The organism is Variovorax sp. KK3, from assembly GCF_001984055.1.
Classification (GTDB): Bacteria; Pseudomonadota; Gammaproteobacteria; order Burkholderiales; family Burkholderiaceae_C; genus Variovorax.
On sequence record NZ_LYVO01000064.1, the window covers coordinates 17,581 to 43,298 of the forward strand.

A 25,718-nucleotide genomic window follows, 5' to 3' on the forward strand; every position below is an offset into this window, starting at 1 on the left:
GCACGCCCATCGCATCGTGACGCCGGGAGCGCGGGCTGATGCTCCAGAAAGTCGTGCGCTCGACCATCATCGACGCGCCGATCGAGCGCGTGTGGGCGGTGCTGCGCGACTTCAACAGCCACGACCAATGGCATGCGGTGGTGGAGACCAGCCGCATCGAAGGCGGCGAGCGCAGCGACCAGGTCGGCTGCGTGCGCAGTTTCACGCTGCGCGACGGCAACCGCATCCGCGAGCAATTGCTGACCCTGTCGGACACCGACCACCGCAGCACCTACTGCATCGTCGACGCCACGGTGCCGCTGCAACGCTACGTGGCCACGGTCACGCTGAAGGCCGTGACGGACGGCAACCGCACCTTCTGGCACTGGGAGTCGACCTTCGCCACGCCGCCCGGGCAGGAACGCGAGTTGCGCGAGATGGTGGCACGCGACGTGTACGAAGCCGGCTTCGAGAATCTGCGGCGGCACTTGCAGCAAGGCGGCGACCTGCGTGCGCCGGGGCAGACCGAGCCGATGCCGGTGGCGGTGCCCCTGCGAACTCGGCGCGTGGTAGTCGACCGACATGGCGGCCCGGAGGCACTGCGCGTCGAGGATGCCGAGGCGCCCGCGCCGCGCGACGGCGAAGTGCGCATCCGGCAGCGCGCGGTCGGCGTGAACTTCATCGACATCTATCTGCGGCGCGGCTGGATTCCGGCGCCGCTGCCGCTGGTGCCCGGCATGGAAGCCGCCGGCAGCGTGATCGACCTGGGGCCGCAGGTGGCCGGGCTCTTGCCGGGCGATCGCGTCGCCTACATCGGGCCGATGCCGGGTGCCTACTGCGGCGTGCGCTGCGTGCCGGCCGACTGGGTGGTGCGCCTGCCGGCGGCGATCGAGGACGACACGGCCGCTGCGCTGATGCTCAAGGGCATCACGGCCGACTACCTGCTGCGCGACCTGGGCCAGGTGCGGCGCGGCACGCGGCTGCTGGTGCATGCGGCGGCCGGCGGCGTGGGCTTGCTGCTGTGCGCGTGGGCTCGCCGGATGGGCGCCATGGTGTTGGGCACGGTGTCGACCGAAGAGAAAGCCCGCGTCGCGCGCGATCACGGCTGCGAGCACGTCATCGTGACGCGCGACTACCGCTTCGCCGACGCGGTGCAACGCATCTGCGGCGGCGTGGACCTGCTGGTCGACGGCCTCGGCGATGCGGCGCGCGACGAGAACCTGGCCTCGCTGGCGCGGCGCGGCCACTGGATCAGCCTGGGCCAGGCCAGCGGGCCGCTCGCATCGCTGGCGCCCGATGCGCTGGTCGCCAAATCACTGAGCTTTTCGCGGCCGGTAGTGTTCGACTACGTCGCCACGCCCGCGCAGCTCGCCGAGCGCGCGCAGCGTGTGTGGGACGCGCTGGCCGACGGCAGCATCGAACTGCCGCCCATCGAACGCCACTCGCTCGAATCGGCGGCGCAGGCCCATGCGCGCCTCGAATCGCGCGCCACGCTCGGCGCATTGGTGTTGCGGCCCTGAGGCGCCGAGGCGCTGAAGCCATGAGTTCACGACAAGGAGCCATCGCATGATCGTCGGCATGAACCACTTCACCGTGACCGCGGAGGACGAGCGCCAGACGCTGGACTTCTACACCGGCCTGCTGGGACTGCGCGTCGGCCCGCGGCCGGACCTCGGCTTTGCCGGCGCCTGGCTGTACGGCGACGGGCCGCAGGCACTGGTGCACCTCTACTTCGGCCGCCCGGTGCCGGCGCAGCGCACCGGCGTGATCGACCACATGGCCTTCACCGCACGCGACCTGAAATCCGTGAAGGCCCGCTTCGACGCGAGCGGGATCAAGTACGACCTGCGCCAGCAGGCCGGGGCCGGCACGTGGCAGCTGTTCTGCCACGATCCGAACGGTGCGAAGGTGGAGCTGGATTTCGATGCGGCGGAGCGGCCCTGAGCCCGGCGCCAGCCCAGCGCAGACTGCATACACTCGATCGCCCTGCTCCATACGTAATGCTGTGACGATTCGAACTGAAGACAAGGCCGAGGATTGCCGCGAACACCTGGCCGATGCACCGCGACGTAGCCGGTCGTACTTGGAAGCCGAGGCGATCCGTGAGACTGAGGTCGCACTGACGGAAGCCGACGCGGGCGATTTCGCCGACCACCACGCTGTAGTGGCACTCCAAGAGAAATGGGTGGTGAATCCAGTGTAGATAGCGGGCTCACGTGCTGGTGAGTGGGGCTTCGTACATCGCCACCGTGGACTTCGCCGCAGCGAGGCAGTAGGGTCGTATTTCGGAAGACAGCGCTACTCGTCCTTGACCGCGTGCAGGAAGCCACTGTAGGTTGCCCGCGTGAGCTTCCTGCCGATCTCCGGGTCGGTACCGCTGCGGTACCAGATCATCATGTTGCCGTCGTGCACGGCCTGCAGGTATAGGGCGGTGTCTTTCGTCTCCTGGTCGAGGCAGAACTCGCCCGCTGCCTTGCCGGCGTCGATGATCTCCTCGAGCAGGCTGGAGATCTTGGCGTACATGCCCAGCATGCGCGTGCGCACCTTCGACTTGGTGTTGGCCGTCTCGATGGACAGCAGCACGACGATGGCCAGGTCCTTTGGATGCTTGGCCGCCCAGCGCGTCTGGTGGCGCACGAAGTTCACGAGCTGCGCGCTGGGCGTGCCGCCGTCGCGGCGCACGGCCTCGATGGTGGCGTCGATGGAGCGCTGCTCGATCGCGGCGACCACGTCCAGCAACAGCCGTTCCTTGCTCTTGAAGTAGTAGTACACCGCGCCCTTGGTGAAGCCGGCCTTGGCCGCCACTTCTTCGAGCGTGCTGCTGGCATAGCCGTGCGTCGCGAAGAGCTGCACCGCGGCTTCGATGATGCGGGCGGTGCTGTGGACCGGTGCGGACGCTTCCTCGGTCGAAGCCGACTTGCGTGCAGCCGATGCCGCGGCGCCGCGCGGGCGCGTGCTTCGCACGGGTGGCGCGCTCTTCTTCTTGCCAGCGACCGGCGTACTGCGCTTCGTCTTGTTTGTCTCATTGAGCCGCATAAGCCTCCTTGGCGATCAACAGCCGCTGGATCTGGTTGGTGCCTTCCCAGATTTGCGTCACTTTCGCATCCCTCATCATCCGCTCGACCGGATAGTCCCTCAAGAAGCCGTAGCCTCCGTGCAACTGAACGGCGTCCGTCGTCACCGCCATGGCCGCGTCGCTGCACAGCACCTTGGCCAGTGACGCGTACTTGCGCGCATCGGCGTGGCCGTGCATGCGATGGTCGACCGCCTGGTAGAGCACCGAACGCGCCGCCTCGACCTTGAGCACCATGTCCGCCACCATGCCGCGCAGCAGTTGGAACTTGGCGATGGCCTGCCCGAACTGTTCGCGCGAGCGAGTGTAGTGGAGCGCCTCGTCGAGGCCGCCCTGCGCGATGCCGAGCGCGTGCGCTGCGATGGTCAGCCGTGAGTTGTGGAGCATCTCGACGATGTACTCGGCGCCGCGCTCGGGGTCGCCGACCTCGCGCCCGGCCGGAATGCGGCAGTCGTCGAGGATCACGTCGGCCGTGGGGCTGCCGCGCATGCCCATCTTGTCCTCGAGCTTTCCGAAGCGGATGCCGGGGTCGTCGCGGTGGACCATGAAGATGCCGAAGGTCTTCGGTCCGGTGCTCGCGAAGATCAGGTACCAGTCGGCCCATCCTGCATTGGTGATGAAGCGCTTGGTGCCGCGCAGCAGCCAGCCGTCGCCACTGCGCGTGGCCTGCGTGCGCGCGCCCATCAGGTTCGAGCCGCCCTGCGGTTCGGTCAGGCCCCAGGCGGCGCGGAGGCGGCCGGTCGCGACGGGGCGGATCACCGCTTCCTGCAGTTCGCGCGAGCCGTGATGCACCACGCCTTCGAGCACCCAGCCGCTGGTGATGGTCAGCGAGGTCGCGGCGCAGACGCGCGCGAGTTCTTCGGTGGTGATCACTTGCGAGAAGAGATCTCCGTCGGAGCCGCCCAGGCGTTCGGGGAACGGCAGGCCGGGCAGTCCCAGCGCGAGCGCGGCGTCGATCGCTTCGACCGGCGGCCGAGACTCCTTGTCCACGGCCGCTGCGTGCGGCGCGACCTTGTCCAGCGCGAAGCGGCGCAGGCTGTTCCTGAACTCCTGATAGCTCGAACGTTCGGATGAGCGCATGTCGTTTGTCTCCTGTTGGCGGTGTGCGGCTGGGGTCAATCGGTGAATCGCGGTGGCCATGCGAGGCCGTCCTGCACGCCCCGCTGCGACGGGGGGCTGGCCTTGTCGATGTCGGCGGCGGTGAGGCCGATCGACGAGAGCACCGCCACGCTGTGGTCCTGCAGGTCCACGGACGCAGGCGAGATGGCTGAGCGACTGAAGCGCGGTATCGCGGGCACTTCCTGTGGGCGCTGCGGATCGACGCGCGTGCGCACCTGGCGGTCGCGCCACACCTCGTCGGGCGCGAGCACCGGCGTGACGCAGGCATCGACGCCTTCGAAGCGGGCTGTCCACGCGTCGCGCGGCAGGGTCAGGAAGGTCGCTTCGAGCGTGCGTTCGATGGCGGGCCAGGCGCTGTGGCTCATCGCATCGGGCGGCTCGCCGAGTTCCAGCGTTCGCCACAGGGCGGAGAAGAACTGCGGTTCGAGCGAGCCGACCGCCATGTAGCCGCCGTCGGCGCATCGGTAGCAACGGTAGTTGGGCGCGGCACCGGCCAGCCAGCCGTCGCCGCGCGCCGGCATGGCCGGGGTCTGCCACGCGGGGAAGTGCATGGCGATCAGCGACAGGCAGCCGTCGATCATGGCGGCGTCGACCTGCTGCCCGAGGCCCGTGCGCTGGCGCTCCTGCAAAGCGGCCAGGATGCCGATCACGGCAAGCATGCCGCCGCCCGCCATGTCGGCGATCGCGTTGAGCGGAATCTGCGGCGGCCCGCCGATCGGACCCATCGAGCCGAGCACGCCGGTGTAGCCGAGGTAGTTGATGTCGTGGCCTGCCTCCTGCGCGCGCGGCCCCGTTTGGCCGTAGCCGGTCAGCGAGCAATAGACCAGGCGCGGGTTGCTCGCCGACAGCGCTTCGTAGCCCGCGCCCAGGCGACTCGCGACGCCGGGGCGAAAGCCTTCGATGAAGACGTCGGCGCCTTCGCACAGACGCACGAGCGCCAGTTGCCCCTGCTCCGACTTGAGATCGAGCGAGATGAACTTCTTGCCGCGCGAGAAGCTCGACACCGGCGGCCCCGCGCGGCCGCCACCGACCACGATGACTTCGGCACCGAGGTCGGCGAGCAGCATCGTTCCATAGGGCCCCGGCGCCAGGCGCGTCATGTCGATGACGCGCACGCCGTCGAGCGGTTTCGATTGATTCGATTGATTCGACACAGTCAACACGTCTCCTTTCGTTGTGAATCGACGGTCATGCGAAGGCCGATGCGCTCGATGCGCGCGCTCGCCATGGGCTTGCGCGGTCGCATTGGTGACGCCTTGCGGGCAATCCAAGGGACAACCCGTACGTCACCGTCTTGCACCTGTCGCGATCACGGCTGTACCATCGCCGTCAATCACATACCGGCTGGATAGTATGAAGTGTCGAAGCCGATTTGTGCAAGCCGAAACGGCACTCGCTACGGAGACTGGATGAACGCACGCACACCTGCAGAGGCCCTTCTGCAAGTCGAACTCGATGACAAGTACCTGCAGCGCAACGGGCAGGTTTTCATGTCGGGCACACAGGCGCTGGTGCGCCTGCCGATGGACCAGCAGCGGCGCGACGAGCGAAACGGCGTGCGCACCGCCGGCTTCATTTCCGGCTACCGCGGCTCGCCGCTGGGCCGCTACGACCAGGAGCTGTGGTCGCAGTCGGCACTGCTGAAGAAGCACCACATCCACTTCCAGCCCGGCGTGAACGAAGACCTCGCCGCGACGGCCGTGTGGGGATCGCAATACGTGGGCAGCGTGCCGGGCGCGCGCTACGACGGCGTGTTCGGCATCTGGTACGGCAAGGGCCCGGGCGTGGACCGCAGCGGCGATGCCTTCAAGCATGCCAACAGCGCAGGCACGTCGCGCTTCGGCGGCGTGCTGGCGATTGCCGGCGACGACCATGCGGCCAAGTCGTCGACCACGGCGCACCAGTCCGACTACGCATTGATGGCGAGCGGCATTCCGGTGCTCTACCCGTCGAACGTACAGGACATCCTCGACTTCGGCCTGCACGGCATCGCGATGAGCCGCCACTCCGGCTGCTGGATCGGCATGAAGGTGGTGACCGACGTCGTCGAAAGCTCCGGCAGCGTGAACGTCGGCGACGAGCTGCCTCGGGTGATCGTCCCCGAAGCGATCTTCCCGCCGGACGGTGTCAACATCCGCGGCAACGACATCTCGCCGCAAGTGCAGGAGCAGCGGCTCTACGAACACAAGCTGCATGCCGCGCAAGCCTATGCGCGCGCCAACGGCATCGATCGCATCGTCTGCGACCATCCGAGCGCGCGCGTCGGCATCGTCTCGGCCGGCAAGGCCTTCGCGGACGTGCGGCAGGCGCTGCGCAGCCTCGGCTTCGCAAGCGACGAGGCCGCGGGCGCCGCCGGCCTGCGCGTGCTCAAGGTCGGCCTGGTCTGGCCGCTCGACCCGCAAGTGGTCGAACGCCTCGCCGATGGCCTGGAGACGCTGATCGTCATCGAAGAGAAGCGGCCGCTGCTGGAGCACCAGCTCAAGTCGATCCTCTACGACGCCCCGCTCGCCCACAAGCCGCGCATCGTCGGCAAGTACGACGGCCACAACGAATGGTCGGCCGATCGCGGCGACGCGGTGTTCTCTTCGGTCGGCGAGCTCGCGCCGCCGGTGATCGCGCAGCGCATCGCGCGCGTGCTCGGCCTGCCCTTCGAGGCGCCCTCCAATCCGGAGAGCGCGACACTGCCTTCGGTGGCGCGCGCCGCCACCTTCTGCTCGGGCTGCCCGCACAACACCTCGACCCAGCTGCCCGACGGCAGCCGCGCCTTCGCCGGCATCGGATGCCACGGCATGGTGCTGCTGACGGGCCGCGACCCCTACGGCACCGTCGGACAGATGGGTGCCGAAGGCGCGATGTGGGTGGGCCAGGCGCCCTTCACCGACGAGAAGCACATCTTCGCCAACATGGGCGACGGCACCTACTTCCACTCGGGCTTCCTGGCGATTCGCCAGGCCGTGGCGGCGCACGTGCCGATCACCTACAAGCTGCTGGTCAACGGCTTCGTGTCGATGACCGGCGGCCAGCCGATCGACGGCGAGCTCAGCACCGTGCAGATGGTCAACGAACTCGCGGCCGAAGGCGTGAAGCGCATCGTCGTCGTCGCCGACGACCCGACGCGCTACGACGATCCGTCGATGAAGCTGCCGCCCGGCGTGCCGGTGCGCCACCGCCGCGAACTCGACGCCGTGCAGCGCGAGCTGCGCGACTACGCCGACGTGTCGGTGCTGCTCTACGACCAGGTCTGCGCCACCGAACGCCGGCGCCTGCGCAAGCGCGGCCGTCATTCCGACCCCGACAAGCGCACCTTCATCAACCCCGCCGTCTGCGAAGGCTGCGGCGACTGTAGCGAGAAGAGCGGCTGCCTGTCGATCGAGCCGCTCGAAACCGAGTTCGGCCGCAAGCGCAAGATCAACCAGTCGACCTGCAACAAGGACTACTCCTGTGTCGAGGGCTTCTGCCCCAGCTTCGTGACCGTGCATGGCGGCAAGCTGCGCACGCGCGCCGCGCAGAAGAGCGACGAGTCCGGCTTCGGCGCATTGCCCGAGCCCACGCTGCCATCGATCGACGAAGGCTACGCGATCCTCGTCACCGGCATCGGCGGCACGGGCGTGATCACGCTCGGCGCGGTCGTCGCGATGGCCGCGCACCTCGACGGCCACGCCGCCAGCGCGCTCGACATGACCGGCCTCGCGCAGAAGTACGGCGCCGTGATGTCGCACGTGCGCATCGCGCCCGACGCGTCGAAGATCAAGACCGCCCGCCTGGCCAGCGGCGAGGCCGACCTGATCGTGGGCTGCGACCTGATCGTCAGCGCGAGCACCGACGCCGTGTCGAAGATGGTGCCGGGCCGCACGCACGTCGCAGTCAACACCGAGGTGTCGCCGACCAGCGCCTTCGCACGCGATCCTGACTGGCAGGTCTCGCCGGACGAACTGGTCGCCCGCATCGCCCACGCGACCGGCGGCCAGGCCAGCGGCCTGCCCGCCACGCGGCTGGCCACGGCGCTGATGGGCGACGCCATCGCGGCCAACATGTTCCTGCTCGGCTACGCCTGGCAACGCGGCTGGCTGCCCGTGACGCTGGCCGCGATGCAGCGCGCCATCGCCCTCAACGGCGTGAGCGTGGAAGCGACCGAGAAAAGCTTTCTGTGGGGCCGCCGCGCCGCGGTCGACCTGCAGGCGGTCGATGCGCAGGCGCGCCCGAGCAGCGTCGTGAACTTCGTGCCGTCGCGCAAGCCGAAGACGACGCCCGAACTCGTCTCGCACCGCGAGGCGGAACTCGTCAAGTACCAGAACCGCGCCTATGCGGCCCGTTACCGCACGCTGGTCGATCGCGTCGACCAGGCCGCGCAATCGTTGCCGGGCGGCGACCGCCTGACGCGCTCCGTGGCGCGCTACTACTACAAACTGCTGGCCTACAAGGACGAGTTCGAAGTCGCGCGCCTCTACGCCTCCCCCGAGTTCCGCGACACGCTGGCCGCCACGTTCGAGGGCGACTTCCGCCTGCACTTCAACATCGGCGCCTGGCCCTTCGCCACGCGCGACCCGAACACCGGCCTGCCGCGCAAGCGCGAGATCGGCCCCTGGGCGCTGACCGCCATGGGCTGGCTGGCCAGGCTGCGCGGCCTGCGCAACACCGTGCTCGACCCCTTCCGCGGCAACGACGAGCGCCGCCACGCGCTGCGCGACATCGCCGAGTACGAAGCCGACATCGGGCGCCTGCTCGAAGGCCTCGACGCGCAGCGCCTCGACAGCGCCGTCGCCATCGCCGAACTGCCGGAGCACATCCGCGGCTACGGCCACGTGCGCGAGCGGCACGTCGACACGACCCGCAAGCGCCGGGAATCGCTGTGGCAACAGTGGCAGGCCGAGGGGCTGCCCAAGGCCGCTTGATGGCCTCGTGATGGCCTCCTGACAGGCCGCCCGAAGCGCCGACCGACCACCTTCTTCGTCATTCGAACCCCAAGGAGACAAGCATGCAGAAACTCGACCTCGAAGCCGCCGTGCAGAGCGTGACCGACTACGCGCTCGCCCACCCCTACGAACGCGATGTCTGGGAAAAATCGCCCGCCATCACCGGCATCCTGATGTGGAACGACAAGGACAAGGACAAGGACAACGCCGCCGTCGTCGAGGCGCGTCGCTGGGTCGAGCGCATGGTCGACGTGCAATCCTCGCGCGGCTTCCTGGGCTACGACGAACGCATCGAGCTTGCCAACGGCCATGCGGCCGTGTTCACACCCACCGCCTCGCTCTCGACCGCGCTCGGATTCAACGTGCTCGCCTACTACGAGCGCGACGGCGAGGCCCGCTTTCTCGATGCGGCCAGGCGCCAAGCCGAGGCCCTGCTGGCCGGGCCACGCACGCGCAACGGCGGCTTCTGGGTGCGCAAGGAGGGCCCCGAGCTGTGGATCGACTTCATCTACATGATGTGCCCCTTCCTCGCGCGGCTGGGCCGCATCGAGAAGAAGCCTGCGCTGGTCGACGAAGCGATCAAGCAGATCGACGTGTATGTGCGCCACCTTGTCGATCCCGAGCTGCACCTCGCCCGCCATGCCTGGCGCGAGACGCCCAACTCGTATCTGCAATCCACCTTCTGGTGCCGCGGCAACGGCTGGCTGACCTGCGCGCTGGTCGACACCATCGAACAGATCGGCGTCGACCATGCGGCCGCCGCCAGGTTCAAGGACGTGGCGCAGCGCGCCTTCGTCGCCATCGCGGCCCATCAGGACCGCTGCGGCTTCTTCCACAACATCCTGGACGACGAGAACGCCAAGTTCGAAGCGTCCGGCACCGTGATGTTCGCGTACAGCGCGGCCAAGGCCGTCAACCAGGGCTGGCTCGACGCCTCCTACATCGAGAAGGCGCAGCGCGCACTGCACATCGTCGCCGGCTCGATCGAGCCCGACGGCGCCATCCCCGGCGTGCAGGTGCCGCCCGGCGGCCCGGGCGTGCCCTTCGCCACCACGCTCTACGGCCAGGGCTTCTTCATCCAGGCGGCGGCCGAGTTGCGCCACCACCTGGCCTGACGCGCACCGCATCGACCGGAACGCAGCATGATCCTCGAGATCCTCCTCAACGGCATCTTCCTCGGTGCCATCTACGCGCTCTTCGCCGTGCCGATGAGCGTCATCTGGGTCACGACCGACGTGATCGACGTGTCCATCGGCGCCTATGCCGTGGTGGCCGGCGTCATCGTGGCCGCCTTCGGCCTGCCCTGGGGGCCGGTGCTCGGCCTCGCCGCGGCGCTCGCGCTCGGTTGCGTCACAGGCTCGGTGTTCCTGGGCTTCCACGCGCTTCGCCTCATGAAGGATGCGATGCCGATCGTGCTCGCGACCTTCGCCTTCATGCTGGCGGTCGAATCGGCGATCCTGGTCGTGGTCGGCACCGACAACCAGTTCGTCGACCGCATGAACGGCAACCTGCGGCTCGGCGGAGCCGTGCTCAGCGTGCAGGGCGTCTTCAACCTTGCCCTGAGCGTGGTGCTGATGCTCGCGCTCAGCGTGGTGCTCAAGTGGTCGCCGGCCGGCTTGCGCATGCGGGCCTGCGCGATCTCGTCGAAGGGCGCCTCGCTGGTCGGCATTCCGGTCAAGCGCACGCAGTTCCTGACCTTCGTGCTGTGCGCGGGCATCGCCGGCGTCGGCGGGGTGCTGGCGGCCATGTCGATCGGCATGACCTATGCGAGCGCCTTCACCTTCACCACCATCGCCTTCAGCAGCGCGGTGGTGCTGGGCAAGCGCGGGCCGCTGCCGGCCTTCTTCGGCGGCCTGTTCGTCGGCCTGGCCGAATCGCTGAGCCAGACCTACCTGCCCAGCGGCTGGGCGCATGCGGTGCCGGCGGCGCTGATCATCATCATCCTCGCCTCGGGGCGCCTGCCGAGCGCGGCCTTCTCGGGAGCGCGGCCATGACGCAGCACCACAACGGCTTCGCGCAGAAGTGGGGCAGCACGGCCGGCGTGCTGATCGCCTGCTTCATCGTCGCCACCCTGTGCGGCCAGTTCCGCGGCTCGGTGTACACCACCTCCACCACCATCGGCATCTATGCGCTGCTGGCGCTGCCGCTGGGCATGCTCTACGGCCAAGGCGGCACGGTGTCGCTGGCGCAGGGCGCGTTCGCGGCCATCGGCGGCTACACCACCGCGATCCTCAGCACGCGCTACGGCGTGCCGCCGATGCTGTCGCTGCTGCCCGCGGTGCTGCTGCCGGCGCTGGTCGCGTTCGTGATCTCCAAGCCGATCCTGCGGCTGCCCGAGCTCTCGCTGGCGCTGGTGACGCTGTCGATCGGCACGGTGGTCGAAGTCGCGTTGCAGCGCGGCGGCGACTTCACGGGCAGCTTCATCGGCATCAACGGCATCCCGACGCTGCCCTTCATCGGCAATTCGCGCATCGGATCGCACTTCGCGGTGTGGACGCTGGTGCTGCTGATCGTGATCGGCTACGTCAACTATATGTCGAGCCTGCGCGGCCGCGCGCTCAACGCGATCCGCACCGACCACCTGCTGGCACAGGCGATGGGCGTGAGCGTGCCCTTCGACCTGGCGATGATGTTCTCGATCACCGCGGGCGTGGCCGGCCTGGGCGGCTGGTTCTACGCGCACACCATCGGCTACGTGGCGCCCGATTCGATGTCGATCGCGATGTCGGCCAACGTGCTCTTCATGGTGGTGCTGGGCGGCCGCAAGTCGGTGCTCGGCCCGATCGTCGGCGCCGTGTTCTTCACGATGGCCAGCGACCTGCTGCCCGGCACCGAGAGCCAGGGCATGTTCTTCGGCACGCTGCTGGTGCTGGTGCTGCTCTTCTCGCCCGACGGCCTGCTGAGCCTGCGGCCGCTGTCCTGGCTGCGCGCCCGCAACGCACCCGCGGCGCGTCCGCCGGCGGGCGGCGCCGGCAATACCGCGCACGTCGCGCCCACCGCCGGAGTCGTGCAATGAGCCTCGACGCCATCGACACCAGCATCGCCTTCGGCGGCCTGAAGGTGCTCACCAACGTGAGCGTGAAGGTCGAACGGGGCCGCATCACCGGCCTCGTGGGCCCGAACGGCGCGGGCAAGACAACGCTCTTCAACTGCCTCACGGGCGTCGCGCGGCCGCAGCAGGGCTCGGTGCGCATCGACGGACGCGACATCTCCACGCTGCCGCTCGACAGGCGCATCCAGCTGGGCATCTCGCGCACCTTCCAGACACCGCGGCTGGACCTCGACTCGAGCGTGCTCGACGCGGTGATGCTCGGCTTCTACTCGCGCAACAAGCCGACGCTGGCCGGCAGCTTCGTCTCGACGGGCGCCCGGCGCCGGCTCGACGCCGGGCTGCGCGAGAAGGCCGAGGCATTGATCGCGCAGTTCGAGCTGACGCCGAACCCGCACCAGCGATCGGGCGCGCTCTCTCTGGGCCGCCTGCGCCTGCTCGAAGTGGCCCGCGCCATCGCCAGCGAGCCGCAGTACCTGCTGCTCGACGAGCCGGCCGCCGGCGTCGACGAGCACGACCGGCACCTGCTGGCGCGCGCCATCCGCAAGGCCGCCGAGCGACAGGTCGGCGTCCTGCTGGTGGAACACAACGTCGGCTTCGTCGCCGAACTCAGCGACCACATGCTTGCGCTGGTGCGCGGCGAGGTGGTGGCCGCCGGGCCGCCGCAAGCGGTCGTCAACGATCCCGAAGTCGTCACCGCCTACCTGGGAGGACAACGTGTCGCAGCCTGAAGCCCACCATTCGCCGCAAGGCGGCCTCGTCGTCGACGACGTCTCGGCGCGCTACGGCAACCTCACCGCCTGCCGCCCGGTCAGCCTGCGGGTCGCGCCCGGCGAGCTGGTCGCGCTGATCGGCCCCAATGGCGCCGGCAAGACCAGCCTGATCGGCGCGCTCAACGGCACAGTAGCGGGCAGCGGCGCGATCACGCTCGACGGCCGGCGCATCGACGGCCTGCCGGCCTGGCGCCGGGTCGGTATCGGTCTGACGACCGTGCCCGACAACCGCGGGCTCTTCCCCTCGCTGACCGTCGCCGACAACCTGCGCCTCGGCGCCTTGTTGTCCGACCGCGCGAAGCGCGAGAAGGCGCTGGACGACGCGCTCGCGCTCTTCCCCTTCCTGCGCACGCGCTGGGGCGACGCCGCGGGCGCGCTGAGCGGTGGGCAGCAGCAGATGCTGGCCATCGCCAAGTGCATGGCCTGCAGCCCGCGCGTGCTGCTGCTCGACGAGCCGACCCAGGGCCTCGCACCGATCATCGTCGACGAGCTGGCCGAGGTGTTGCGCAACCTGCGCGCACGCGGCCTGCCGATCCTGCTTGTCGAGCAGAACCAGTACCTCGTCGAAGCGGTTGCCGATCGCTTCGTGGTGCTGGTGGGCGGCCAGATCGTGCACTCGGGCCCGCGGGCCGCGCTGGCCGACCGCGAGCGCATCGCCGGGCTCTATCTGCAGCGGAAGCCGTCCGCCGCGCTTTCCCACTGACCGTGTTGACCCTGCTGACCCTATCCAACCGAAGGAGACAAACCATGGACCACCGTTCCGGCAGAAGACTGACCCTCGCCGCCGCACTCGCGATCGGCCTTTGCGGCGTGCCGCTCCACGCCGCCGCCCAGGGCGAGCCCTTCCGCGTCGGCCTGCTGCTGGCGCTGTCGGGGCCCGCCGCGGCCTACGGCGCCGACGAGCGCGCCGCCATCGAGGCCGTGACCGAGCGCACCAATGCGGCCGGCGGCATCAACGGGCGCAAGATCGAGCTGATCGTCAAGGACACCAAGACCAACCCGACCGAGGCGGCGCGGCTGGCCAACCAGGTGATCCTCGACGACAAGGTGATCGCCATCATCGGCGCCACCACCGGATCGGAAACGCTGGCCTTCGCCGACCTCGCGATGCGGTCGAAGGTGCCGGTGTTCCCGATGGTGGGCACGCAGTCGGTCACCGATCCGAAGGAAGCCTTCTCGAAGTGGATGTTCCGCATGTCGGTGCCGATCAGCACCGACCTGCCGGCCAGCTTCGACCGCATCGTGGCCGACAAGCGCAAGCGCCTCGCCATCTTCTCGGAAGAAGACGCCTACGGCCAGCAGGCCTCGGCCATGATGATCGAGGTTGCCAAGAAGAACGGCCAGGTCGAGATCGTCGAGCACGCCTCGGCGCCCAAGGCGGCCACCGACCTCACCGCGCAAGCCACCCGCATCCGCAACGGCAAGCCCGATGCCGTGTTCCTGGCCACCTCGACCACCGGTTCCGCCGGCGCGCTGCTGCGCAAGCTGCAGGAAGTGGGCCTCGACGTGCCGGTGTACGGCATGGCCGGCATCGTGCAGAAGCAGATCATCAAGAACGGCGGCAAGGCGGCCGAGAACCTGATCGCACCCGCGCTCGTCAACCCCGACGAAGCAGGCCCGCTCACCGAACTCTTCGACCTGCTCAAGAACAAGGGCGGCGTGGCCGGCTTCGGCGCGCTGCTCGGCGCCAACGCCATGGCCACCGTGGTGCAGGCGCTCAAGGCCGGCGCCACCGACGGGCCGAGCCTGCGCGACAAGGTCGAGACCATGGGCCCCATCAAGGGCTACGCGGCCGCGCCGATCAAGTTCTCGGCCACCGACCACGACAGCTGGACCAAGGAAACGCTGTTCTACGTGACCGTGCGCGACGGCAAGTTCAAGAACCTGGACCCCAAGTAAGAGAAGAAGCAAGGCATTGACGATGGCAGACGAAACCCTTCCGCTGCACGGCGTTCGCATCCTCGATCTCACCCAGGTCCAGTTCGGGCCCTGCGCCACGCAGGTGCTCGGCGACTTCGGTGCCGAGATCGTCAAGATCGAGCGGCCGGGCGACGGCGACATCTCGCGCACCACCGACCCCTACATCACCGAGGTCGAGGGCCAGAGCGCCTATTTCCTGAGCCTGAACCGCAACAAGCGCGGCATGGCCCTGGACATGGGTTCGACGGCCGGGCGCGAGATCATCCGCCAGCTGCTCGAGCGCGCCGACGTGCTGGTGCACAACTTCCGCCCCGGCGTGGCCGAGCGGCTGGGGCTGGGTTTCGACGAGCTGCATGCGCGCCATCCGCGCCTCATCTATGCCTCGGGCTCGGGCTTCGGCCCGAGCGGCCCGCTCGCCCACAAGGGCGGCCAGGACTTCCTGGCGCAGTCGCTGTCAGGCATCGCCTCGCGCAACCCCGACGCGAACGGCGTGCCCCAGCTCTTTCCGACTGCGCTCGGCGACTTCACCTCCGGCATGATCATCGCGCAAGGCATCCTGATGGCGCTCTACCAGCGCGAGCGCACCGGGCTCGGCCAACGCATCGACGTCTGCCTGCTCGACGTGCTGCTCGCCATGCAGCAGCAGGAGGTCACGCAGCAGACGCTGCGCGGCAAGCCGGTCAACTGGGTCACGCAGAACCTCATCGGCATCTTCCCGACGCGCGATGGCGCCGTCACGTTGGTGGGCGTGTTCCGACCCAACCCGCTGGGCGACCTGTGCCGCGCGCTCGACATCGAGGATCTTTCCGCGCGGCCCGAGTACGCGGACAAGGCCTCGTGGGGGCCGAACCGCAGCGCCATCTTCGAACTGCTGGCGCCGGCCTTCGCACGCTTCACCACGGCCGAATGCCTGGAGCGCCTCGACCGCGAAGACGTGCTGTGCGCGCCGGTGCTGACGCTCGACCAGGCCATCGCGCAGGAGCAGATCGGCACCAACGGCATGATGATCGAGTTCGAGCATCCGGTGCACGGCACGGTGCGCACCGTGGGCAACCCGCTGCACCTGTCGAGCGCGCCGAAGATCGCCAACCGCGGCGCGCCGCTGCACGGGCAGCACAACGCGGAGGTGCTGGGCGAGCTGGGCTACACCGCGGCCGACATCGAGCGCCTGCGCCGCGACCGCGTCATCGCCTGAGCGGAACGCACGCACGCGCACACGCATCCACTCCATTCAACCAACCACCCGGAGACCCCCATGTTCGTCGACTTCGACACCGGCCCGCGCGCCACCATCCGCGACCTGAAGATCGGAGACAAGATCGCCATCGAGAAGACCATCTCGGAATCGGACGTCTACCTCTTCGCCGGCATCTGCGGCGACTTCTCCCCCAACCACATCAACGAGCGCTACATGAAGGGCTCGCGCTTCGGCACCCGCATCGCGCAGGGCGCGCTGGTCGTCGGCTTCACCTCGGCGGCGGCCGCGATGTTCGGCATCAAGTACCGCGTCGACGGCGTCTCCGGCGGCTACGACCGGCTGCGCTTCGTCAAGCCGGTCTTCTTCGGCGACACCATCCGCATCCACTACGAGATCGCCCGCATCGAGATCGAGCGTGACCGCGCCTACGCCACGCTCAAGGTGACCAACCAGCACGACGAGGTGGTGCTGGCCGGCGAGCACATCCTGCGCTTCGTCGAACTCGAAAGCCGGGAGACCTGAGCATGCCGGAACCCGTCGTCATCCTGGAGAAGCGCGGCCCGGTAGGCCTGATCACGCTGAACCGCCCCGATGCACTCAACGCGCTGAGCACCCGCGTGATGGACGAGCTCACCGCCCACATCCGCAGCTGCGAGGCCGACAGCGACATCGGCTGCATGGTGCTCACCGGCACCGGCCGCGCCTTCGCCGCCGGCGCGGACATCAAGGAGATGGCCGACAAGGGCTATGCCGATGCGCTGCTGGAAGACTTCATCACCCGAAATTGGGAAGAAGCCACGCGCTGCCGCAAGCCCATCATCGCGGCGGTGAACGGCCTCGCCTTGGGCGGCGGCTGCGAGCTGGCGATGATGTGCGACTTCATCCTCTGCTCGGAAGCGGCGCGCTTCGGGCAGCCTGAAGTGAAAGTGGGCGTGATGCCGGGCGCCGGCGGTACCCAGCGACTGTCGCGCTCGATCGGCAAGTCGAAGGCCATGGAGATGTGCCTCACCGGCCGCATGATGGACGCCGCCGAGGCCGAGCGCTGCGGCCTCGTGAGCCGCATCGTGCCGGCCGGCAGCCTGGTGGACGAGGCGCTGCGGGTCGCGACGCAGATCGCCGAGCTGTCGCGCCCCATCATCTACATGACCAAGGAAGCGGTGAACCGCTCGTTCGAAGTGCCGCTGGCCGAAGGCGTGCGCTTCGAGCGGCGCCTGGCCCACACCACCTTCGCGCTGGAAGACCACAAGGAGGGAGCCGTCGCCTTCGCGGCCAAGCGAAAGCCGGTGTACAAACACCGCTGACCTCACTTCCGCGAAGCGCCGCGACAAGGAACGATGCTCGACCTTCCCTTCGAGAGATGGACCCTGGGTGACGCGCTCGCGCAGCGCGTCGAAGCATCGGGCGATGCGCCGTTCGTCCGCATGGTGGGCGGCCCGCCGTTGACCTACCGCACGCTGCAGTCGCAGGTGCTTGCGCTGGCCGAGGCCCTGCAGCGCGAAGGCGTCGAGCCCGGCGACCGCGTCGTGGTCATGGGCGGCAACTGCCTGACCACCCTGCGCTGCTGGTTCGCGCTCAACCTGCTCGGCGCGACCGACGTCACCATCAACACGGCCTACCGCGGACGCCCGCTGGAGCATGCGATCAACACCGCGCAGGCGCGCCTGATGCTGATCGGCGCGCGGCACCTCGGGCTGCTGGCGGAGAGCGAGGCGACCGTGCCGATGCTCGAACGCGTGCTGCATTTCGACGACGAGGCCGATACGTCGGTCGCATCATCGACGGCCGCGGTCAGCTTCACGCGGCTGCAGCTCGCGCCGCTGCCCGCGCCGACCACGCCGTCCCCCGGCTGGCAGCCACCCGGAGCCCGCGCGCAAGACCTGGCCTCGATCATCTTCACCTCCGGCACCTCGGGGCCCGCCAAGGGCGTGATGCTGCCGCACGCGCAGACCTACCTGGTGTCGCTCGAAAGCGCACGCCAGCTGCAGTTGCGCGAGGACGACGTCTACTACATCTTCCACCCGCTCTTCCACATGTCGCCGCGCTACGTGGCGATCTACGCCGCGCTCATTGCCGGCGCGCAGGTGTGCATCGACCGGGCCTTCAGCGCCGCCGACTGGCTGCCGCGCATCCGCGCCTGCGGCGCCACCGTGTCGATCGGCCATGGCCCGATGCTCGAGATGATCCACGCCACGCCGGAGCGGCCCGACGATGCCGACAACCCGCTGCGCCGGCTCGCGACCTCGCCCTTTCCGTGGCATATCGCCGCCGACTTCGAACGCCGCTTCGGCATGCGCGGCCTCGAGGTGTGGGGCATGACCGAGGTCAACATCCCGCTGTGGAACTCGCTCGACGAGCCGCTGCGCCCCGGCTGCGGCCGCTTGATCTCCGACGAATACGAAGTCGCGCTCGTCGACCCCGACACCGACCTGCCCGTGCCCACCGGCACCGCCGGCGAACTCGTCGTGCGCGGCCGCCGGCCATGGACCTTGATGCAGGGCTACTTCGGCATGCCCGAGGCCACGCAGAAAGCCTGGCGCAACCTGTGGTTCCACACCGGCGACCTGGCGTGGAAGGACGACGAGGGCTGCTACCACTTCGTCGACCGCCTCGGCGACCGCATCCGCCGCCGCGCCGAGAACATCTCGTCCTACGAGATCGAAGTCGCGGCGATGCAGCACCCGTCGGTGCGCGAATGCGCGGCCATCGGTGTCGCCTCGGAATTCGCGAGCGACGACGACGTGCTGCTGGTCGTCGTGCCTTCGACGGATTTCGACGCGGCCATCCTGCTCGCGCACCTGGCGCGCAAACTACCGCACTTCATGGTGCCGCGGTACATCGACACGCTGGGCGAACTGCCCCGCACGCCGACGAACAAGGTCCGCAAGGCGGCGCTGCGCGAACTTGGGGTGCAGGCGGCGACGTGGGATCGGAAGGCGCATAGGGTCGATCTGCGGGAGTTGGCGGCGGGGCGTTCTTGAGCCGCCACTTGACCGCCGGCGACCTGCATCGCCATCACTGACGCCCATCAGGCGACCCCATAGTCGGTCCATCGTCGATGCAGCCAGTTTCGAAGGCTGGCAGCGGCCGCACTCCCGTCTACAAGGGCGGAAGAGGGTGCGCCTCGATGTCGTGCCAGGGAACGGGGAATGTCTCCACGTCGTTGTGCGGCTGATTGGGTGCGAACGATGGCAAGAGCGTGCTGGGCGGGCTCGGCGGCGAATAGCCTCCGTTTCCGAGGACCAAAGTGGCATTGAGACCAGCGCCATAGTTCGGATTCCAGGTGCCGCCGCCATGTGCGACAACCCCGCTCGGCAATTGCTGACCGACATAGGAAACACGGCCGAGGGCATCGAACGCGGTCAACTTGTGGCTGTTGAGACCATAGTGGTCATAGTCGACGAACAGCCGGGTACCGTCGTCGAAGAAGCGGGTGGAATAGTCTCGCCGTGCATTGGCGTCGAACATGGTCTGGCAACTGCTCCACGGGTTGGCGCCCGCTTCGTCGTAATCGAGTTCGAAGCGCCTGCCGTCGTCGTTGAACTCGTTGGAGCAAGATAGGCGTCCCCACTGGTCGAAGGCGTGGTGCCAGCTGCTCCACGAGTTGGCTCCCGTCTCATCCAGGTCGACCTCCAGTCGAGAGCCGTCGTCGTAGAAATCCGCGAAGCTGTCTTCCCGGCCCGACGCGTCATAGAGATGGCGAGTGCTGCTCAACGCCGTCGCGTTTGCTTGATCGACATCCACGAGCACACGACGGCCGTCGTCGTAGAAGATGTTCTCCCAGTCGAGACGCCCCGAGGCGTCGAAGCGTTGGGCCCAAGTGCTGTCGACACGTGCATTCGCCTGGTCGAAGTCGGTCCAGTTGCGGCCACCGTCGTCGAGCGAGATGTCTCTCCAATCGATGCGCCCCGAGGCATCGAAGTACTCGGTCCAGACGCTGTCGACGCGCACGTTGCTCTGGTCGTGGTCCACCCATTTGCGACCACCGTCATCGAAGGAGATGTCTTGCCAGTCGATGCGCCCACCCGCGTCGAAGTGCTGAGCCCAGCCGCTGTCGTTGCGCGCGTTGCCCTGGTCATAGTCGATCCAGTCGCGGCCCCCATCGTCCTGCACGACCTCGTTCCAGTCCTTGCGCCCGAACTTGTCGAGGCGAATCGACCAGATGCTGTCGCCGCGTTCGTTGTTCTGGTCATAGTCCTTGCCGGTGTAGCCGCCGTCGTCTTCGTAGATCGCGATCCAGTCGGTGCGGCCCTGGCTGTCGCGATGAATCGTCCAGATGCTGTCGCCGCGTTCGTTGGCCTGGTCGTAGTCGTAGCCGGTATAGGCGCCGTCGTCTTCCCAGACGGCGAGTGAATCGGGTCGGCCATGCGCGTCGAATGCTTGTATGCGCGTTGAATAGTCAGGGTTGTCGTGCGCCCCGTCGGTGTCGGCGATGCGGCAAATTTCGTCGCTTGCATAGTAGTCGGTTCGAGTCTGATCACCATTTGCCATCGTGTCGATGCGCGAGGAACGATAAGCGCTGTGGTCGTAGATGTACTCCGTCACGCGGCCTCCCTCGTGCCGAATCCAGACATGGCTCGATCCGTCGTCGTAGGTCTGGCTTTCAATGGAGTAGCCTTCACTATGGAAGGTGTTTTTGGCGTGCACCAGATAGGCGGCGGCCTCCTTCGGATTCATTTTGGTGGCCTGCGTCGCATATGTGGCCGCCCAGTCTCTATACAGGTGGTCGCTGTAAGCCCCCATCTCGACTCTGCTGTTTTCGATGAGATGCTGCGTGCGTACCTGCCCGCTCAGGCCCAACGCATCCGCCTCTTTGGAAAGCTCGGTGAACCGTCGATAAAGCGGATTGGATTCCAGGGCCGCAGTATTCGACCCTTTGTAGTCGCTTCCTGGGAGAGCCATGATTTGCTTCCGTAGCTCGTAGCTATCCAAGCGAGATGCAGTCTCGTCGTCCAACCAGCCTCGGACGTAGGCATCTCCGCGATCCTTGGCCAAGCCGTTTCCACTCCGCAGCGACTCGTCTAGCTGCTCTCGGGTTATCAGGTTGCTGTGATGCCGACCCTCATGATTCAGATCGTCAATGAGCGACAGTACAGCGGCGTCGCTCGAGCGCCCCAGATTCTCGGGGCGCAGAACCAAGTACCCGGGCAAGCCTGACTGTGAATCGGGTGGTGCAACGTAGATGGCGCTTGCACTACTCGGCATGTTGTCTCCGGGCCCTGCCAGTCGAATCCGAATTTGCCCCGAGACCAGGTCGTCGCGCAAATCATCGAGTTGGGTGAGGGCTTGGTTGTTGAGCAGCATCAGTGTGCGACTCAAAAGAGCGGCATTGGCTTGCTGTCGGATGCCATCGAAAACGGAACTGCTAATTTGTGGCATAGCTGGCTAGTTGGGAATGAAGTTGGCACTGATGCCAAAGGTGGCGACGCACGTTGCGCCGCGCGGTGGAGAGTCGCCAGAGTTGGCGACGCTCACGGTAAGGCTGAATCGCTTGTTCGACGTGTAGCGCCCGGTGTGACCGCGCTTGAACATTCCCCACTCATAGGCCTCGGACCAAATGGGTCTCGGCGACTGATGAGGACTCGCGTCGCTGTTGCTGAAGTTCGCACCGGTGTAGATCGCGAGGTCGTATGCATCGATGCAAGGGACCATGCTCGGGTCCATCTTGAACGCGAGCCTGTAGATCCTTTGCCCAGCTGTCGAACTTCCGGGGGACGGACGCTGTAGCTCGGTCAAGGTGTTCAGCTGAGCCCAGAAAGGCGGGTCCGTTGGCTCAGGACGGTAGATCCATGGAGCTTCAACGCGGTAAACCTGCATACGGCTGTCGTCGTCCTTTTTCTTCCAGTCACTGGGCAAGACTTTGATCCCGAGCTTCGCCTCGAACTCCTGCAGAGTCGGCTCCCGGCTGCCAGGCTTGAAGAGTTCAATCGCCTCATCGATGAAGCGCTTGAACTCAGACGGCCAACGATCCGCTGCGCGTGCATCGCGCGGCGGCAACGGCGAGCCATCAGGCTGCGGCGTCAGCGGGATAGGCGCCGTTCCAGACACGCCGAACGAAGATCTTTCGTGCGGAACTTGCGCCGTCGTGCATGCAGCAAGGCCTGCTGCAAAGCTAAACAGGAGTAGCCTGCCTCTACATCGCTCCATTCTTAATTGCTCCATCATTTTTTTCCTAACGGCGATCCATCTGCCCTAAAAACTAACCGTCGCGACTGATTCATTTCATGCTTTTCCCTTCATATTGAAAGTAGACGTCAGGACGGGACAAAATATCGAACTGAAGCTTTACCGCTCTCTCAAGCTACGCCGAATTCCATCCAACACCGGATCGAACAAATAGCGCCACGCGCTCCGTTCGGCAGTCGGAATGAACACCTCCGCCTGCATGCCGGGTGAGAGCACCAGCGATTGACCAGCCAGTGTGCTGGCCGTGCGCAGCGCCTCCGGGCTCACGCTGATGTGCGCCACGTAGTAGGGCGCGTTGGGCAGTTGAGGATCGATCTGCCGGTCGGCCCCGACGTATATGACGCGCCCATCCACCTGGGGCGTCGAGCGCGCGCGATAGGCGGGCAGCACGACGTGCGCCAGCGCGCCTTGCGCCATGGCTTTCTGCGCGTCCCGGATGTCGCCGGGCACGATGCGCGCTTCGATGAGCAGCTCGGCGTTGGTCGGCACGATGTCCAAGACCGGTTCGCGCGGGCCGATGGCGGCGCCGACCGTGTTCACCTTCATGCCTACCACTTCGCCGTCGACCGGAGCCACCAATTGCTGCCGTGTCTGCGCGTCGAGGGCTGGGCGCATGGCTTGGTCGATCTGGGCCAGTTGCGCTGTGTTTTCCTTCAACTCGTCGGCCGCTGCGCGAGCGAACTCATTGCTCTGCGCCGCAAGCTTCAGCCGCGTTTCGGCTTCCTTCTGCCGGGCTTGCGAGAGCTGGCTCTGCGCAGCCTGCATGCGAGCGCGATAGTCGGCGACAACCCTTTGCAGTTCAGCCAAGCGTGCCACGCTGATGAAGCCATCGGCCTTGAGCCTTTCGTTCATGGCGAGGTCTTGTTGCGCAAGCTTGAGAGCGGCTTCGATGATGCCAGTCAGTTCAGTTTGCGTCCTGGCCTCGCCCTGAATCTGCAAGAGCTGTTCACTTAACCATTTCTTCTGCTCGGTCTGCTGGCGGGCACGCGCAGCAAACACTTCCTGCTCACGCCGTGCGAGGGCCGCGGTCTGGACGCGTTCGCCCGTTTCGCTCGTGCTCACGCGATCGTCGCGACCGAGCGCGCCGAGATCCGGCATGAACGGCACCCCGCGCGTTTCGGCGTTCAGGCGCTGCCCCTTCAACATCTGCACCACCCATTGCTCACGCAGGGCTTGCGCACCGGCAGCGACGCGTACGTCGGCCAGCGTGACGAGTACCTGCCCCTGTTTCACTCGCTCGCCATCCTTCACATGGATCGCTGCGACGATGCCGCCTTCGGCGTGCAGCACCGTCTTGCGATGGCCTTCCGACTTCACGGTACCTTCCGCGACGACGGCGGCGGCGAGCGGCGCCAGTGCGGCCCACACGCCGAGGGCCGCCGCGCCGAGCACGGTGCCGCAAATGCCGGCACGCAAGGCGCGGCGCGTTTCCTGATGCCAAAGGGGTGCCTGGATGGCGGTGGAATCGTTGGCGGCTGGCTGGTCGAGATGGATCATTCCTGGGCCGCCCGGTTGGCCATCATGGTCTGGTTGCGCTTCACCATCCATTGCCGGACATGCTCGGTCGGCCCGAACTGTTCGACGGCTCCTTCCCTTAGCACCAGCACATGGCTTGCGAGGCTGATCAGACGTGGGCGGTGCGTGATGACGACCACGGTACGGGAGCGCTCGCGAAGGCCGCGCAGGCAACCCTCCAGCGCCAACTCGCCTTTTGCATCGAGCTGGCTGTTGGGTTCGTCCAGCACCACGAGGCTTGGCTCCTCCGCGCCCGGCGCCGCATAGATCGCGCGCGCCAAGGCCACGCGCTGGCGTTGCCCGCCCGAGAGAACATGCGCTCCGGGCTCCTGGCCTATCGGCGTGTCGTAACCCTTCGGCAAGGCGACGATCAGTTCATGCGCACCCGCGCGCTGAGCCGCAAGCACCACCGCATCGCTTTGCTCTGGCGTGAGCGTCTCCGCCGGTCGCCATAGCCTCGCAATGTTGTGGGCTACGGTTCCGGAATGCAGCAAGACATCCTGCGGAAGAAATCCGGTCGCCCGTCCCCGCGCCTGCGGCCCGTACTGAGACAGCGCAGCGCGGTCGAGCGCAACCTCGCCCTGGGTCGGGGCCTGAATACCCGCCAGCACACGCGCCAGCGTGCTCTTGCCGCTGCCGCTGGGACCGAGCACCGCGAGCATGCTTCCGGCCGGCAGGGCGAAGTTGACGTTATGCAGGATCGCCGCGTTGCCCGCCGAAGACCAGACGCCCAGATGACCAACGCTCAGTTCACCTCTGCTCGGCGGCAAGATGGTCTCGGGCAGTTGGCTCACCGCGTGGGCTTGGGACAGCAGGGCGTGCCGCAGTCGTGCTAGCGCATCACGCGCCTCAAGTTGCTGATTCCAGCCCCCGATCAGCGTCTCCAGCGGCGCGAGGGCCTTGCCCAGCAGGATGCTGCCTGCGATCATGACCCCGCCTGTGGCCTGCCCCCGCATCACCAGCCACGCGCCCGTCGCAAGCATCGCGATCTGCAGCACTTGCCGAGCCAGCTTGCCTATTCCTTTCAGGCCGTGGCTCGGCAGTTCGACGGCCATTCGTGCCATGGATGCATCGTCCTTGATCGCGATGAGCGCGCTGCCGACTTGCCGCTGTTGACCGTGTGCTTGCAACACGTCGGTGAACGAAGCGACCTCGCCGCTCACGCGTTGCGCCTGAAAGTGGGCTTGTTCGGCCGATCCGACCGCGCCCCGCAGTCGCCACTCGGTCAGCCAGGCGAGCCCGATCAGAACCACCATGCCCGCGAGGGCCACCGCGCCCAACAGCGGATGAAAGGCCGCGAGGACAAACAGATAGATTGCGCACCAAGGCAAGTCGATCAATGCGAGCAACGAAGGCCCGCCCACGAACGCGCGAAGCGTGCCGACATCCCGCCAAAGTTGCGTCGAGACCGTGCCCGCCGCGAAGGACGGGCCATAAAGCGTCAATGGCATCAATGCACGCGTGAGTTGCGACTCCAGCCCCGCCGCGCGCGCTGAATGCCATCGGACGCGGGCGGTATCGACCACCCACCACGCCACAAGCGACAGCGCGGCCGCGGCAAGCAGCATGAGCAAAGTCGCGGTGCTTCGACTCGAAAGCACGCGGTCGTAAACCTGCAGCGTGACCAAGGTGGGGATCAGGAGCAGCAGGTGAACAATGGTGCCGCCCAAGAAAGCAACGCTCCATTCGAGGGTTGAAGGCCATGCGAGGATGCGTTGCGGTTCGCCTCTACTTTCGCAATGCAAGCCGTTCACCACAAAAAGGCTCGAAGCGAAAACGCGCGCACGTGCATGAATGCGGCGTGAGTCAAGCGAATGCTCCTCGAATACCTAAACTCAAACGACGTCTCCCGAAACAAAAGCTGGCGAATCTACTTTGTGCCTTGCTCATTCGGTGCCCGTCGCGAGCAAAGTTCAGATTTCAGCGCATCAGCCGGTCGGCGTTGACCCTCCCACATATCCCGCCAGATGATCCCCCGTCACCGTCGCCCGCCCCG

The 25,718-nt window shown here is 67.2% G+C and carries 20 protein-coding genes; 13 read left to right on the forward strand and 7 right to left on the reverse strand.

Annotated elements, in window-relative coordinates:
- The first annotated feature begins 38 nt into the window (after positions 1-38).
- Complete coding sequence (locus B0W80_RS25010) at positions 39-1,499, forward strand: SRPBCC family protein (protein WP_083745622.1); 1,461 nt, start codon at positions 39-41, stop codon at positions 1,497-1,499.
- A gap of 46 nt (positions 1,500-1,545) precedes the next feature.
- Complete coding sequence (locus B0W80_RS25015; protein ID WP_077001863.1) at positions 1,546-1,923, forward strand: VOC family protein; 378 nt, start codon at positions 1,546-1,548, stop codon at positions 1,921-1,923.
- 354 nt (positions 1,924-2,277) lie between these two features.
- Here B0W80_RS25015 and B0W80_RS25020 read toward each other — a convergent pair whose 3' ends face one another.
- Genes B0W80_RS25020 through B0W80_RS25030 form a run of 3 tightly spaced genes read right to left on the reverse strand, consistent with a single transcriptional unit; the run spans position 2,278 to position 5,325 of the window.
- On the reverse strand, positions 2,278-2,943 hold the full coding sequence (locus tag B0W80_RS25020; RefSeq protein ID WP_179107019.1) for a TetR/AcrR family transcriptional regulator: 666 nt from the start codon (positions 2,941-2,943) through the stop codon (positions 2,278-2,280).
- A gap of 58 nt (positions 2,944-3,001) precedes the next feature.
- Positions 3,002-4,132, reverse strand: coding sequence for an acyl-CoA dehydrogenase family protein (locus tag B0W80_RS25025; protein ID WP_077001864.1), 1,131 nt, complete (start codon positions 4,130-4,132; stop codon positions 3,002-3,004).
- A gap of 35 nt (positions 4,133-4,167) precedes the next feature.
- Positions 4,168-5,325 carry a CaiB/BaiF CoA-transferase family protein gene (locus B0W80_RS25030; protein ID WP_143684776.1) on the reverse strand — a complete coding sequence of 386 codons (1,158 nt, stop codon included), beginning with the start codon at positions 5,323-5,325 and terminating at the stop codon, positions 4,168-4,170.
- 255 nt (positions 5,326-5,580) lie between these two features.
- On the opposite strand from B0W80_RS25030, the gene B0W80_RS25035 reads away from it, so the two are divergent.
- The 11 genes from B0W80_RS25035 (at position 5,581) to B0W80_RS25085 (ending at position 19,002) form a co-directional block, all read left to right on the forward strand.
- Positions 5,581-9,063, forward strand: a complete 3,483-nt coding sequence (locus B0W80_RS25035; protein WP_077001866.1) for an indolepyruvate ferredoxin oxidoreductase family protein — start codon at positions 5,581-5,583, stop codon at positions 9,061-9,063.
- An 83-nt stretch (positions 9,064-9,146) separates the two neighbouring features.
- On the forward strand, positions 9,147-10,199 hold the full coding sequence (locus B0W80_RS25040; RefSeq protein ID WP_077001867.1) for a glycoside hydrolase family 88 protein: 1,053 nt from the start codon (positions 9,147-9,149) through the stop codon (positions 10,197-10,199).
- Positions 10,200-10,226: 27 nt separating this feature from the next.
- Positions 10,227-11,078 carry a branched-chain amino acid ABC transporter permease gene (locus tag B0W80_RS25045; RefSeq protein ID WP_077001868.1) on the forward strand — a complete coding sequence of 284 codons (852 nt, stop codon included), beginning with the start codon at positions 10,227-10,229 and terminating at the stop codon, positions 11,076-11,078.
- Positions 11,075-12,100, forward strand: a complete 1,026-nt coding sequence (locus B0W80_RS25050) for a branched-chain amino acid ABC transporter permease (protein WP_077001869.1) — start codon at positions 11,075-11,077, stop codon at positions 12,098-12,100. Before B0W80_RS25045 ends, B0W80_RS25050 begins: the two co-directional genes overlap by 4 nt.
- On the forward strand, positions 12,097-12,864 hold the full coding sequence (locus B0W80_RS25055; protein WP_077001870.1) for an ABC transporter ATP-binding protein: 768 nt from the start codon (positions 12,097-12,099) through the stop codon (positions 12,862-12,864). The genes B0W80_RS25050 and B0W80_RS25055 overlap by 4 nt, the downstream gene beginning before the upstream one ends.
- Positions 12,851-13,609, forward strand: a complete 759-nt coding sequence (locus B0W80_RS25060) for an ABC transporter ATP-binding protein (protein ID WP_077001871.1) — start codon at positions 12,851-12,853, stop codon at positions 13,607-13,609. The genes B0W80_RS25055 and B0W80_RS25060 overlap by 14 nt, the downstream gene beginning before the upstream one ends.
- Before the next feature lie 44 nt (positions 13,610-13,653).
- The gene (locus B0W80_RS25065) at positions 13,654-14,805 is read left to right on the forward strand and encodes an ABC transporter substrate-binding protein (RefSeq protein ID WP_077001872.1); all 1,152 of its coding nucleotides are present in this window, start codon (positions 13,654-13,656) and stop codon (positions 14,803-14,805) included.
- 22 nt (positions 14,806-14,827) lie between these two features.
- Positions 14,828-16,021, forward strand: coding sequence for a CaiB/BaiF CoA-transferase family protein (locus B0W80_RS25070; protein ID WP_077001873.1), 1,194 nt, complete (start codon positions 14,828-14,830; stop codon positions 16,019-16,021).
- Positions 16,022-16,081: 60 nt separating this feature from the next.
- Entirely contained in the window at positions 16,082-16,546 is a 465-nt protein-coding gene (locus B0W80_RS25075; protein WP_143684772.1) for a MaoC/PaaZ C-terminal domain-containing protein, read from the forward strand.
- A 2-nt stretch (positions 16,547-16,548) separates the two neighbouring features.
- Complete coding sequence (locus B0W80_RS25080) at positions 16,549-17,325, forward strand: enoyl-CoA hydratase (RefSeq protein WP_077001874.1); 777 nt, start codon at positions 16,549-16,551, stop codon at positions 17,323-17,325.
- A 33-nt stretch (positions 17,326-17,358) separates the two neighbouring features.
- Positions 17,359-19,002, forward strand: coding sequence for an AMP-binding protein (locus B0W80_RS25085; RefSeq protein WP_077001875.1), 1,644 nt, complete (start codon positions 17,359-17,361; stop codon positions 19,000-19,002).
- A 118-nt stretch (positions 19,003-19,120) separates the two neighbouring features.
- Here B0W80_RS25085 and B0W80_RS25090 read toward each other — a convergent pair whose 3' ends face one another.
- The 4 genes from B0W80_RS25090 to B0W80_RS25105 form a co-directional block, all read right to left on the reverse strand.
- Positions 19,121-21,325 (reverse strand): hypothetical protein, encoded by a 2,205-nt coding sequence (locus B0W80_RS25090; RefSeq protein ID WP_143684773.1) that lies wholly within the window; start codon positions 21,323-21,325, stop codon positions 19,121-19,123.
- 81 nt (positions 21,326-21,406) lie between these two features.
- Positions 21,407-22,183, reverse strand: coding sequence for a hypothetical protein (locus tag B0W80_RS25095; RefSeq protein WP_143684774.1), 777 nt, complete (start codon positions 22,181-22,183; stop codon positions 21,407-21,409).
- A gap of 123 nt (positions 22,184-22,306) precedes the next feature.
- A complete protein-coding gene (locus B0W80_RS25100; RefSeq protein ID WP_179107020.1) occupies positions 22,307-23,704 on the reverse strand; it encodes an HlyD family type I secretion periplasmic adaptor subunit in 1,398 nt (465 codons plus the stop codon).
- The gene (locus tag B0W80_RS25105; RefSeq protein ID WP_077001878.1) at positions 23,701-25,392 is read right to left on the reverse strand and encodes a type I secretion system permease/ATPase; all 1,692 of its coding nucleotides are present in this window, start codon (positions 25,390-25,392) and stop codon (positions 23,701-23,703) included. The genes B0W80_RS25100 and B0W80_RS25105 overlap by 4 nt, the downstream gene beginning before the upstream one ends.
- Between the last annotated feature and the right edge of the window lie 326 nt (positions 25,393-25,718).

Bases quoted from the DNA above. Each gene is read 5' to 3' on its own strand.
- B0W80_RS25100 (WP_179107020.1), bottom strand. From the start codon at position 23,704: ATGATCCATCTCGACCAGCCAGCCGCCAACGATTCCACCGCCATCCAG.
- B0W80_RS25035 (WP_077001866.1), top strand. From the start codon at position 5,581: ATGAACGCACGCACACCTGCAGAGGCCCTTCTGCAAGTCGAACTCGAT.
- B0W80_RS25045 (WP_077001868.1), top strand. From the start codon at position 10,227: ATGATCCTCGAGATCCTCCTCAACGGCATCTTCCTCGGTGCCATCTAC.
- B0W80_RS25015 (WP_077001863.1), top strand. From the start codon at position 1,546: ATGATCGTCGGCATGAACCACTTCACCGTGACCGCGGAGGACGAGCGC.
- B0W80_RS25090 (WP_143684773.1), bottom strand. From the start codon at position 21,325: ATGCTGCTCAACAACCAAGCCCTCACCCAACTCGATGATTTGCGCGAC.
- B0W80_RS25025 (WP_077001864.1), bottom strand. From the start codon at position 4,132: ATGCGCTCATCCGAACGTTCGAGCTATCAGGAGTTCAGGAACAGCCTG.
- B0W80_RS25080 (WP_077001874.1), top strand. From the start codon at position 16,549: ATGCCGGAACCCGTCGTCATCCTGGAGAAGCGCGGCCCGGTAGGCCTG.
- B0W80_RS25065 (WP_077001872.1), top strand. From the start codon at position 13,654: ATGGACCACCGTTCCGGCAGAAGACTGACCCTCGCCGCCGCACTCGCG.
- B0W80_RS25040 (WP_077001867.1), top strand. From the start codon at position 9,147: ATGCAGAAACTCGACCTCGAAGCCGCCGTGCAGAGCGTGACCGACTAC.
- B0W80_RS25075 (WP_143684772.1), top strand. From the start codon at position 16,082: ATGTTCGTCGACTTCGACACCGGCCCGCGCGCCACCATCCGCGACCTG.
- B0W80_RS25085 (WP_077001875.1), top strand. From the start codon at position 17,359: ATGCTCGACCTTCCCTTCGAGAGATGGACCCTGGGTGACGCGCTCGCG.
- B0W80_RS25010 (WP_083745622.1), top strand. From the start codon at position 39: ATGCTCCAGAAAGTCGTGCGCTCGACCATCATCGACGCGCCGATCGAG.
- B0W80_RS25095 (WP_143684774.1), bottom strand. From the start codon at position 22,183: ATGGAGCAATTAAGAATGGAGCGATGTAGAGGCAGGCTACTCCTGTTT.
- B0W80_RS25055 (WP_077001870.1), top strand. From the start codon at position 12,097: ATGAGCCTCGACGCCATCGACACCAGCATCGCCTTCGGCGGCCTGAAG.
- B0W80_RS25050 (WP_077001869.1), top strand. From the start codon at position 11,075: ATGACGCAGCACCACAACGGCTTCGCGCAGAAGTGGGGCAGCACGGCC.
- B0W80_RS25070 (WP_077001873.1), top strand. From the start codon at position 14,828: ATGGCAGACGAAACCCTTCCGCTGCACGGCGTTCGCATCCTCGATCTC.